The sequence below is a fragment of the Flavobacterium sp. PL02 genome, assembly GCF_035013205.1.
Taxonomy (GTDB): domain Bacteria; phylum Bacteroidota; class Bacteroidia; order Flavobacteriales; family Flavobacteriaceae; genus Flavobacterium.
Genome location: NZ_JAYGJP010000001.1, coordinates 1806828 through 1820111, shown reverse-complemented (window position 1 = coordinate 1820111; position 13284 = coordinate 1806828). Strand labels below are relative to the sequence as shown.

The window sequence follows — 13284 nt, the reverse complement described above, 5'->3', positions numbered from 1 at the left end:
ATGAAAAAAACAAACAAAATAGTATTATTACTTTTCATAATAGCTAGTCTTCCCACTTATGGGCAAGAATTACAACTAGCACCAACTAGCCAATATTTAGCAGATAATCCGTATGTTATTGCTGGAGCCTATGCGGGTATTGGTGAATTTTATAAAATACGTCTTACTGGCGAAACACAATGGTTAGGAGTAGAAGATGCACCACAAACACAATCATTATCCTTTGATGCCAGAATTGCAGATCGCTCAGGCATTGGTGCCATTTTTTTTAATGATAAAAATAGAAATACTTCTCAAAAGGGAGGACAGTTAACTTATGCTCATCATATTACTTTATCAGAGTTTAATAATCAGTATTTGTCATTTGGGCTCTCTTATAAGTTTACGAATTTTAATATTGATATATCCGACATTAACACATCTGATCCGAGTGTCCAGTCTTATAATGTGAATAACTCAAATTTTGATTTAAGTTTTTTATATCGTTTAGAAAATTTTTTCGTCAGTTTCAATGCGGTTAATATTTTAAATAAATCAGTAAAACCTACAATCTTAAAAGAACCAATGAATATTAGAAACTATTATTTATATACAGGATTTCTTTTAAAAAATAAATTTACTTCTATAGAATACGAACCATCTATTCTATATCAAATATACGAAAGTGATGGTCGGTCAAGTCTTGATCTTAACCTTAAGATTCGGAAAATGACTGGTGAAAATTATATTTGGGGAGGTATAAACTTACGATTGTTAGCAGATCAATCATTTAAGCCCAATTCAATCGCACCCTTAGTAGGATTCAGACAAAATAAGTTTTATGCCGCTTACTCCTTTAATATTAGTTTAAATCAACTTCAAAATCATAACTCAGGAACACATATGCTAACTATTGGATTTGATTTTAAGAACAGATCAAGTAACTGTAGTTGTGTAAATTAAGATTCTATTGCTTATATATTATATAACATTCTGTTTTGCAGATTCAAAGCTTTTAAAGTCTAAGTGATTTTGTATCCTCCTTTTTATAAATCGATGGTATTAAGAGTTTTTGAAACAAAAAAACCTCCAAAATTATTTAATCTTGGAGGTTCACTTTTTTATAAAAAACTAACGCCAGCCCAATTCTGGAGCAATATATTTTAATATAGCCGACAGTATATGTACATTGTAGTCAACACCCAATGTGTTGGGTATGGTCAACAGCACCGTATCAGCTTCCTGAATAGCTTCATCCTGTGCCAATTCTGCAATGAGTTTCTCCGGCTCAGCAGCATAACTCTTTCCGAAAATTGCTCGTTTATCTCTCTCAATATTACCAAAACTATCTGATCCTTTACCCTGATCTCCAAAATAGTATTTGTCCTGATCATTAACCAGTGCAAAAATAGAACGGCTTACCGAAACTCGTGCTTCGTACTTATGTCCTGCTTTTTTCCAGGCTTCTTTATATAACCTGATCTGTTCGGCCTGTTGAACATGGAAAGGTTTACCATTTTCGTCATACTTCAGGGTAGAACTTTGCAAGTGCATCCCATTTTCGGCCGCCCAAATGGCAGTAGCATTAGAGGCTGCTCCCCACCAGATTCGTTCTCGTAAACCTTCAGAATGTGGTTCAAGGCGCAATAAACCTGGTGGATTTGGGAACATCGGATACGGGTTTGGCTCAGCAAATCCCACACCGTTTAACTTATCCAAAAACTCCAAAGCTTTCTTGCGTCCCATATCGGCATCTGTTTCACCTTCCATGGGTTCATAACCAAAAGAACGCCAACCATCAATGACTTGCTCTGGCGATCCTCTACTGATTCCTAATTGCAAACGTCCTCCTGAAATTAAGTCTGCAGCACCAGCATCTTCCACCATATACAACGGATTTTCATACCGCATATCGATTACTCCTGTCCCAATCTCTATTTTACTGGTTTTAGCACCAATGGCCGAAAGTAAAGGAAAAGGTGATGCTAGCTGTGTAGCAAAATGATGCACTCGAAAATAAGCGCCGTCCAGACCAATTTCCTCAGCAGCCACGGCCAAATCAATAGATTGAAGCAGTGTATCAGCAGCAGTACGAGTTTGATAGGAAGGATGATTGGCCCAATGCCCAAACGATAAAAATCCTATTTTCTTCATAGATAGCATTATTATAATTTATAATTCCAAATATACGCATCATTATCGAGTGAGTCTACAGCCTTTTATAGAAAGTGTTTATTGGAGTTCCTCCCCTTATTTACAACAAAAAATTAAATCTTTTTGTAGTGACGCCATTTTATGATGGTTAAATTATAAGGTTCTGTTGGATTGCTATTTTGGAAAACAAACGTTTACTATAAACTCTGGCAGTACTGATATTTGAGCCACTTTTATCAATATTTAGTATATCTGGTTTACAATTATTCTCAATTACCTTTATTTAAAATATCTAAACACCCATCCTCTGTCTTTGTTTAGTCAACAAAAAAAGTGGGACATAGTCAACTACCTCTCCATCTAAATATAGAATCATTTAACTTTAAAAACCATATTTCACTATCATTATCAATTCCTCCAATTTTAATTTATCTACTTCTTCAACAGATAGGCTAAATGGAATATTAAGTTTAATATCCGAGTTGATGCCACGACACATATTCAATTCATTGACTTTAGAAAGATCTATTGTTTCGGTTTCATCAATATTAAGTACAAAACTAACTGGATTGTCTTTGACTTTTGCCAAGAACATAACTTGTTCAATATGTACTGAATTAATAGACTGAGCCAAATAAGGCAATCGTACTTTGTCAATATTCAACTCAACTGTTCCTGATTTTTTTAATAAATGCCATTCATTAGCCATATCATGCTTCATGTTTAATGCCAAATGGAGACCAGTTTCGTTCAATTGTTGTTTAATATTTTCCAATTGTTTAAATACGGTCTTTGTAGCGTTTAGTTTTAATCGTTCTCCACCTTCGTTGGATGTATATCTAATATGTACAATAACATCGGTAACTGTTCCATAGTCAAATTGACGAATTTCTGGTAATTCAAGACGCCATTTACTAACAACACCAGCACCTTCAAATGGCATGTAACGTTCATCTTTAAAATTCAATTCAAACATACCACTATCATTTTGACCCGTACTGGTGGCAATAGCATTAATTGGAATTCGGTATGTGCTGAAACGGTCATCTGTATCATCTGTATTCTCCTCATATGTCTTACCTCCGATCGCATTATTTCTGAATTTATTTTCCAACAGACTGAATTTGGCATTGACACCTGTATAAGGTCCAGCAATACATGGTAATGATACTGATACCGATTTAATACGACGTTTGTATTGCCCCGGATAATCCATATCAAATAATACTTCGGGTATTTCAAACTCGCACTTGCCTGTTTCCCTAAGTTGAATAAGTGCCAATGGGCTTAATAAACATAAAGAAACATGTTTTGTGATTTCATAATCATAACCTCGTTCGTTCTGATAAGCGGCTTCCATTTGTTTTAATCCAACATAAAGTTGTTCTCCAGCGAGTAAACCCTCTCGTCCAGCATCCCAATAGCCTGATTGTATGAAATTGGAATTGCTTATACCTCGCTCAAAGCGATATACTTTTTCTGCTTTTTTAGACAGTTCATGTGCCAAACTATAAACCTGATGGTACAATGTTTTAAGGCTTCCGCGCATCCAGGTGTACAATTCTTCATTAGTATATTTATTTTTTAAAAAATCTTCTATTTCCAGTGCATTATCGATCATTTTTTGTTGGTTGGTAATTTCCTGATTGGCAATGGCAATACGAATTTTTTGAGCTGTTATTTGCTTGTCTATTTGTTTCAATTCATAACCAGCAGCATTAGCTTGCATAACTCGTTCTTGTAAAGCACGTTTGAAATTCCCTTTTTTACCAGCTGATGAAGATTGGTAAGAAAGATGATCTGCATAAATTCGTAAACCTCTAGCAACTGCTGATGTAGCATTTGCCAAGTTAGGAAATCCCCAAGATACAGCAACCCCTACTCCTAAAGGTGTTCCGTGACCATTTATCGTTGGTAATGCATGAAAAACTGAAGCCAATGTCTCTACTACTCCAATACCTGTTTGCCAATCGGCAGCAGCACTGGCCTTATCCATATCTTCTTTCTCAAAAGGTATAAGTTTCAATCCGCTTTCATCTACAGGTGCTTCAATGCTATTGACAATTTCAGCAAATTCAGCATCCAATCCCGGTACTTTGCCTAAATCCTCCCCTATTAATTTTAGGTAATACTTCATGCGATGTTCCGGGCTTTTACGATTCTGTTCCAAACCATCCATATTTTTCTGTGCCTCTTCCAATTGCATTTTTTTAATTTCCATTACCAGATTGTGCATAGCATTTTCATGTCTGGAACGGATAAGTGCAATGGCTTCATTATCTTTTTTCTCGATTACGGAAAGCAAAGCATTTCCCATAGATTTTAATTCTCCGCACAATTCCAATGCTTTTTGGAGTAAATAGTAAAAACGATAGTTAGGCATTGGAGTATTCAAATCATTTATTACCGAGGCAATGCTCAATCCTTGTGCCGCAGCTTTTACCAATAATGCAGGATCAATTGGCGGTTCAAACAATGGTAATTTTCGGAATACTCCTTCGATATTTTCACAATGGCGTATTTTATATAATCTATCGGCAATGGTATCCCAATAGCCCATAAGTTTAGGATTGTTCGGGATACAGAAATAAAGTGAAGAAGCTAAACCAAATATATTTGCAAACGCCAATTCGCCATTTACTGCCCCAAAAGGTAAGGGAGTTTGATTGCTGAATGGAGCTGCCAATTCCAACTCTACCATGGCATTCCCAAAAGCATCCCATTTGTCTAATAAACCAATATAGGTTTGCGGTTTTGTAATACCGCGCTTTGGAATAATCATGGGGCGAGGTCCCATAATATGCATGGCTAAAATATACAATTGTGTAGCCTGATTAATACTTTCTATAGTGTCTTGTCGGAATAGATAATCGCCCCACGCTACCAGATTATCTATATATTTCATTACGACCCATTTCATGTATGCCACCGGACGGTTACGAGCTACAAAGTGTGGCATAAAAGGATTATCACGCCATTCGCTTATAGTTTGATTAGCCTTATTTGATTTGAGATTATTAAAAATATTGTCCAAAATTCTTTGGCTGTCTGTTTCTTTAAAGGGAGCAAATTGCCAAAAACGTTTATCATCAGAACCTTCAGCAATAGGATTAAACACAAAATGATACCATTTCATAGCATCTTCAAATTGTTGCGATTTACTTAATGCATCTGCCAACATCATTGGTGTGTGCAAAAACAACTCCCAATTATATAACGAATAGGGACGTTTGAGTTCATTGTATATTTTGGGTGTATTTGGATCTCCGTCATGGTCTGACCAACCAAATGCATCATGCTTATTTGTAATGCCAAGATTGTAACTAAAGAAATCTTCCAATTTACCCAAGTTAATTTTGTTTAATAGTTTTGGGGCATCATCATGATAAAAATTCAATGAATAAATAGATGCATTCGCATAACTAAATATTACATTATTACTGTTCACTGTAAAAGTAGCATCATCATTACCCCAAGCATTTCCATTTAACTGTAAGGATTGTATTTTACCAGAGAATTTTTGAAAAGTTGTTTCGCCAAATTCAGTTGAAATAGCCGTAGGTAAAGTTGTATCGATAATACTGATGTCTTTATCATTAAGAAATGCGCTTCCTGAAAATGTAAACCCTTTAAATGTATCTAGATCATTTTCTACTTGATCTTCTACATGAATTTTTATCTCCGAAGGATCTATTGAAAGATCTATTTTAGGAATAAACGTTAATTTGTCAATTCTTCTGTTTGGAAAACCGCTTAAATCAAATATCAATGCGTTGGTTGACAATTGTTTCTGAGTCCATTTACCATTGTAATACTCACTCCAACCCATTTTGATTTCATAGTATTCAATGGGGCTTAACTGCTCTTGTGTTGCATTGTTTCCGATATCTACAATTTTTTTACCTTTAACATTAGGATCTTGACTTGGTTTCGTTTTTTTTATTATTTGAGGAAAGAAAATGAGTAAACGATTATTCCATACTACTGGTGTCAGATAACAACCATTATCGATAACTTCTCCGTTTTCATTTTCTACATCATAACTCGGAATATCCACGTGCATTTTTTCCCATGGATACCAGTTCATTTTATCCAATGCCAAATAACGATAATAATAAAAATAGGGAGCATTGCGGGTGCGGGAAAACACATGTAATTTTGCTCCTTCATTCCATTTTTCGGATGTTTTTTCGCCGTCAATATACAATCCTACTACTTCCATATTAGCCACTTCATCCACTTTGTAGAGATAGGATTTTAACGCATCAATAACATTTTGCTTGTTGATGTCTTTTTGCAGTAATTCGCCTTCTAATTCTTTAAAAAACGGACTCTTATCATCTCGTAAGTTACTTTCGATCCAATTTTCGGGATATAAGAAAACTTTACGATTGGCTTCCCAAACTCTGTAACGCTGCATCCAATCCCAACGTTCTCTATCTAATATATCTGGCGCGATTCCGCTGTATTCTTCTTCCAATCCCAAGAAACAACGTTGTATAAATAATTGTACCGATGATAATGCCTGTTTAATACGTGAAGTTTCCATGCAAGCATCCATTTGAACATCTATCAGAAAATATTCAAATAGGCTGTCTGCATCCGTTACTCCCCAATCTAACAATGTTTGTTGTTGCAACAAAAATCCAATTAAGGCTTCTTTCTGGTTGTTACGCAATTTATCACTCAATGGTTTTACAGCCTGTTCCCAATCGGTTTGATTGTATTTGGCACGAATTGCATTTTTTATACTATCGGCAATTATCCTGCATTTATTGAATTTAGAAGTAGGTATTGCCCATTCAAAAAGCAAATCAATATCTACACTTATCTTATCGGCAACAACTAGAGCAGACTGCAGTTTTAATAGATTTTTTTCGTTGTTGTAATCTTGTAGTTGTGTTATATTAAAATGATTTGGAGCAATTAACTTATCAATTCGTTGTTTTTTCCATGTTGTGAGTTTATCAATTTTACTGCTCAATGATGTTACATCAGATAATGGATTGTAAGTCCAGTCCCAAAAGGCTAGTATATTAAATTCGGATTGAGGCAAAGAGTTTCGCAATCTGGTATATGCCTCCAGTCGCAACCAATGGATTAATGTCAATTTGTTAAAATCCAGATTATCAAAATAAACTTTATTTTTTTCCAAAAACTGAATTTCATCTGCACTCAAATCAAAACCAGTAACCAGCATGGCTGCTTTTTTTAATGCAATTAATGCCGGTTCGCATTGCTGAGAAGCAAAGTCAGGAATTAATGCTGATGATGGAACAGCTGTAATGGCTGAGGCAGTTGTTCTCCAATAGATATTTTTTAATTCGACACCCGTAGTTAATAATTTATATAATTTACCGGATTGGAGCACAATATCATTACTCCACCATTCATTTGTAGGGTCTTCCTGAACAGTAAAACTCAATGTTGTTCCATCAATACTGAGTATAGGTAGGACATTGCTCTCTTTAATAACAAAAGTATATGTAGCAGTTGTTGCAGGAATTAGGTATCCGTTCCAATTGCTTTCAACAGGCTTACTACTTTCTTTTATTTTTTCAAAAATACTGAATAACGAAACTGGTATATTACCAATTTTTAGTATATCAGAAATCAATATGTCAGTAATATTAGATTGTAAACCTACTATGCCAGACAAAGTGTTTACAATAAAACGATGACTCAGTTCCTGACGCAGGTATGGCATGAAAATTTCTAAAAATGCTATTCTTTTTTGAGGAGCTGTATTAATATCAGGATCTCCTTCAAGTATTTTATCAATAGGTAAACTTATGTCACCTGTTTTAATTATTTTTTCTAATGCTTCTTTTTGAGCGTCTGTTTTTGTTTTTTCAGTCTCAAAAATTTTAGACAATAATTCTTTGAATTGCTTGTTTTGCTGTTTTTCAACCCTAATCAATGCAAATATCCACTCTGGGTCGTTGCTGATTGCTTTATAATCAATGCTTTCAGCTTCGGTTAAGATCCCTGTTATTTGGATACTACCATTTATTTTATCATATTTTAATTTATTTTGAAGCGTTTTATCTTCTCCTAGAATGAACGCTATGTTTTTAGGAGCATTGGTTATAAATACATTTGTACCATTCAATATACCGATGATTTTTTCAACAATATCTGTTTCAAAAAGTAAACTTGCTTTAGCTCTTACAAATTCTGACGTTGCTTTTTCTTTGAGATTAATTTGTTCTAATGCTGCATTTTTAATTTTGACATCAGCCTTTAAATCCTGTTGTGTTTCGTCGATGGTGTTTAACCCATCGTATATGGATTTTGCTAAAATTAAAATTGATTTCTGTGTAGGTTTAAACGGTTTTTTAATATCATCAAAATCTCTAATGATATAATTGAGTTCTTGTGGTGTAAAACCTGCATCATCTATTTTAGATAGATTCTCTATAAATTCAAGTGTACTGTATGCGTCATTAAATATAGTACCTAATAAAGGAACGATATCCATAAATGCAGGAATCTTGTAGCCCAGAACTTTTGAAAGCAATCGGTAGCGATATAGTGTTGAGAGGTTACTGATAGTCATTTCATCTGTCATTGCTGTTGCCTGCATGACAGTTTGCAAATCATCGGCTGTATAATTTAGAGCCGCCATTAATACCGGAAAATGCTCGGTAATTGTAGTATTTACAGTAAGATAATTTCCATTTGCATTGGCCTTAAATACCTTATCGATTCCTAGTACATTGTGTGTTAAGAAAAGTTTTTTGTAGAGCGAATTTTCTCCTGCTGTGCTGATATCTGTCCAAAAAGAAAGTAATTTTATTACTTCAATTCCTGTTTTATCCAATAGTTTTTTTACGGCTACCAATTGATGTAGTAAGGTTGTTGAAATAGCATAATCATGATGACATTCTTCGCTACAATCATCGCAATCACATTCATCACAATCTGAAGTATTGCACTCATCACCACAATCATCACAAATAGAATCATCCTCGCTTACATCGTCTTCATTATCTACTGATTTTTGGATGCTTAATCCAATAATTGCTTTATCAATTTCATCAATTGTCCAATCTAATTTTCTCCACAAGCGTATAAAACGATGTATACGATCATATTCGTCAACAGTCAGCGGTGTTCCGTCTAAATGCTGCAATAGCGCCGTATTTAAATCGCAACTGTCTTTTTGTTCCAGAAAAATGAGATATACTTCTCCGTCTATTATTAAGAATACGCCTTTTTCGCCCTTGTCCCCTACAAATTTTATTTGCTCCCAACTTTTAGGATCTGTTTCTCCATTATCAATCAAAAAAGTAACTTTTCCTGTTTTTTTATCAATTTGCCCAAGTGGAAGTTTTTCTTTTGCTGTATCATAAAGTATTTTACAATTTTCAACCCTTATGCTGAAGTCATTATCAAATAAACTATTATTATTCGCAAACAGTATTTCCCCGTTCACGCATCCTCTACCGCTTTCTATGACTATCATTTTGCCTATTTTCTCAAAATGGCATTTCACCCAACAAATAATATCTTTATCGCTTATTTCGACTTTATCTTTGCATGTATCAGGGCAGCTTAGTGCTTTTTTGTTGGTTAATACTTCTATCTGATCTATAATCATTGGCAATAAATCAGCAAATTTTTCCAATTTTACCAAATCTTCCGCCATTTTATCCATGCCGTATTTTTTGGCATAGTTTTGTAAAAATCGATAGCTAAAATGCAGACTTTCCGTTATGTTTTTTGATTTTCCTTTGGGTAAAAACGGGTTGATAAATTGTGTTTTAAGTAAATCTACAAGGTTGAAATAATCAATTCCTGTGCGTCGTAAAAATTCTTTTTTGATTAATGTGAGTCCGTTATCGCTCAACATTGTTGCATCATTATCATAGCCATAATATTCACCTACTGATTTTACACCAATCAGTTCTTGATATTCTGAATCTGTGAATGTTTTATTTTTGAGCTTATTCATCAGGGCTTTACTTTCAAAGCATTCCTTTGTGAGTATGATATATTCTTCTTTAGTAATATTTAAAAATTCAGAATCAGAAGCCCTGTCTAAAACCTCATCTTTTAATTGAGTTAATTCGACATTGTTACTACTATTGTTTTTTCGGAATGTATCTATTACTTCATAACGACTTGTTCCTAAATAATCCAGATATATTCTTGTGGCATCAATGGGCTGATGGTATGGTAGTGTAAATGGATATACTTCATTTTTCAGGATGCAATACGCCTGATATTCTGTATGCTGAGGTTCTGCAAGCAATTCACTACTAGTTTCATCGGCTACATTAAAAGGTTTTAAATGTTTGAATGCCACATAACTCTCCATGACTTCATTGGCCAAATCTACATAAGGTAAAATGGTGTTGGTATTTTTGCAAGTCAATTCCAGACAGCCTAAATCTGGACGACGATTGAATAATTTTTCTAACGGAGTTCCGGAAATATTTTTAGGGTTGGATTTTATGGCAACATCTTCCGTGGCATCAGGATCAGGATCAGGATCAAGATTGTTGTTGCGCAAATACTGTAATAACTCTACATAATATGCCGCGGCACTGTAGACGGAAGTACATTCGCCACATTCGCAAATATCAGCATCGCCAAAAAGCATATCCCATGTTAAATTATTTTTTTCTATAATCTCTTTTGTAGCTTCTTCTGGAGAATATATAATAGTATTACTCTCTGTCTTCATTGCTCCCAGCCCCTTTTTTATTTCAGCCCCATTACCCAGGCGCACGCTTCTGTCAATCATGTCAATACCAGTATTCTGACTGGCTTCTTTTAAGGCAATTAAAGCGTGTTCATTACGTACACGTAAATGCTGCGCATTGGTATGAATTTGCAACAATACGTTTTCATCCAATCCTTTACCACTCATTGCGGTTTTGAATTGCGCAGGTGGCACGTTTGAAATTTGAAATGCAGTATGAATTTTGGCATCGTACAAAACCGGAATAGCATCGGCTATGGGACTAATAGCAACAATTCTTTGTAACGTTTTTAATTCTGTTTGAACAGGTTGTTGCAATTCGACCGGGATTTTTTTGAATTCCTTATTATTTTTGAATACTTCATATATCGAAGTGGTTCTGATATTAAAATCTGGATTTTTTTCTAATAATGTAGCAACTTTTGTTCCTACAGCAGTATTTAACACTGTTACTTGTGGGTCTTTTATCATGTTTACGACAACCGCAGTGGGTTCAAACTCAAAAAGCTTATGATGCAAATCAATGGCAAATGCTTTTTTATCCTCGTTTGATGTTGCCGGTGAACTACTTTTTACTTTTTGGATAAAAGCCTCTTTATTAAAATTTAAAGCAATATCACGCATCGAAAGTAACTTATCATCTTTCTGAAAAAGCTCAACAACCGCTTTATTATCATTACTCCATTTAGACAAGTAGTGTGTAAACTCAAGATTCTTAACCAGTATTGGTGTAAAACTTTTGTCTTTGGATAGTTCACTTTTTACCGCATCCCAATTGCCTTGATGTATTTTATAAATAGCATCGAATGCTTTGAGTTGGTTTCCGGCTTTTAAATCGAATTTAAAAAAATTGAGTTTATTTTTATTTGGATCTTGGTTGTCAGATTGTGTTGCCATGATATTGTTATTATATGTTTTCTGAATCGGTTATTGCTTTCTCTCCATTTCCTGCAGCACTTTAAGCAAAGCTGGTTTTGCATAAGCCCAATTATGGCATTTAAAACTGCGAAGATTTTCAATAGCGGTTTTACATTTAAAGCAATGTAGATTTGCTATAGCTCTTGGAACTTCAATATTTACAAATTTGGTTTCGCCAAGAATAACTTGTGCAATCATTTCTTTAGCATGAATGCTATCTACTGCTGAGGAAACAATATCTAGCCAATTGATTTCGCGTCTGCATTTTGGACATTTTTTATTATCTCCACTTACCCAAAGCGGGGCACCAATTGTTTTGTCCGGCATACCTAATAATTTTTCTATTATGCGAACATCTTCGTCTTTTGTTATCCATTTTTGCTTTCCCGGTAATGAAGAGGGAGAATCATATACTGCCTGAAATATTTTGTCTTTTACGGGTAGTGTATTTTGATGTGTTTTTTTATCGTTTGTAGGTTTCATAATTTTCAACTTTTTAAAATTATTCTCTAATTTTTCCTAAATTATTAGACTTAGCAGAAATACTTTGATGTGGCATGGAGTGTAAATCCGTGCTATCGAAAAAACCAAAACTTTAGAATTTTGACAGTTTTATAAAATCAGTTATTTGAAGCGATTATGTCAATCAACCCCAATAATTTTCATTTCTATATCCCGAATCACCTCATTACACTGAGCACAAGCATGACCTTTACGTTGACTAAACCATCTGCATTTTGACCGAATTGGGCAATCCTGTAACTGTATAGACTCTTCATTCCCTATGATATCAATCAATTGATCAACCAGTCCACATTCTTTTGAAGTACCATTCCATTGATTACAGCCAGATTTAGAACAATTGCCAGCAAATCTGAATCTTTTTTCGGGTTCTCTTCCTTTGTAAGCTTCTTCAATAAAATCCTGATTGATTTCAATGGGACTTTTTAGATAATTAATGAAGCCGTTTTCATTTACAATACCATAAAGTTTTGCACCTGGTTTAGCGGCATAACTAGGACAATAACTATTGTCGTTATCTTTATTGTTTTCCATTTCTTTATTTTTTAAATGACAATTATAAGTTGCTAAAATTCATAATTATGAATTTTAGCAACCTTGATAACATTATTTTGGGATCTCAGATGGGAAGTTTGGGAAACCTCCAATCCAGAAACCTGCTAGTTGTCCTCTTTTCCATAAATCTTCCCAGCCAGGCTTTCCTGTAAATCTCCTACTGATTTTTATGTCACCTTCAAAATCTATTCCCGCAATTTCCTTTAAAACAAGGCTTTTTATACCTTCTTCAATTCTTTTCTTCTGATCTTTAGATAAATCAAGCCCTTCTAAGGATACTAAGAAGATTGATTCTTCGTCACTTTTTTTCTTTGCTGTCATAATTTAAAATTTTTAAATGGTTAATAAATGTTGTGCTAAAAAGTTTAAGGTCATTACATTCTTTATTTTTTTTTGATTGATACACAAAATGAACTATAAAGAATGGATTGTCTTTTTGTTTAATT

At 34.3% G+C, this 13284-nt stretch carries 6 protein-coding genes; 1 reads left to right on the top strand and 5 read right to left on the bottom strand.

The features are described from left to right. A complete protein-coding gene (locus tag SHI72_RS07640) occupies window positions 1-942 on the top strand; it encodes a type IX secretion system membrane protein PorP/SprF (RefSeq protein WP_086895050.1) in 942 nt (313 codons plus the stop codon). A 168-nt stretch (window positions 943-1110) separates the two neighbouring features. Here SHI72_RS07640 and SHI72_RS07635 read toward each other — a convergent pair whose 3' ends face one another. From SHI72_RS07635 to SHI72_RS07615, 5 genes are all read right to left on the bottom strand, one after another. After that, on the bottom strand, window positions 1111-2133 hold the full coding sequence (locus tag SHI72_RS07635; protein ID WP_039116221.1) for an LLM class flavin-dependent oxidoreductase: 1023 nt from the start codon (window positions 2131-2133) through the stop codon (window positions 1111-1113). A 382-nt stretch (window positions 2134-2515) separates the two neighbouring features. Next, window positions 2516-11740: a neuraminidase-like domain-containing protein gene (locus SHI72_RS07630; protein ID WP_323489604.1), complete on the bottom strand. Its 9225-nt coding sequence runs from the start codon at window positions 11738-11740 to the stop codon at window positions 2516-2518. A gap of 30 nt (window positions 11741-11770) precedes the next feature. Beyond that, a complete protein-coding gene (locus SHI72_RS07625) occupies window positions 11771-12244 on the bottom strand; it encodes a hypothetical protein (RefSeq protein ID WP_323489603.1) in 474 nt (157 codons plus the stop codon). Between the two features lie 159 nt (window positions 12245-12403). Then, entirely contained in the window at window positions 12404-12817 is a 414-nt protein-coding gene (locus SHI72_RS07620) for a hypothetical protein (protein WP_323489602.1), read from the bottom strand. 72 nt (window positions 12818-12889) lie between these two features. After that, on the bottom strand, window positions 12890-13159 hold the full coding sequence (locus SHI72_RS07615) for a hypothetical protein (RefSeq protein WP_039116224.1): 270 nt from the start codon (window positions 13157-13159) through the stop codon (window positions 12890-12892). Window positions 13160-13284: the final 125 nt, after the last annotated feature.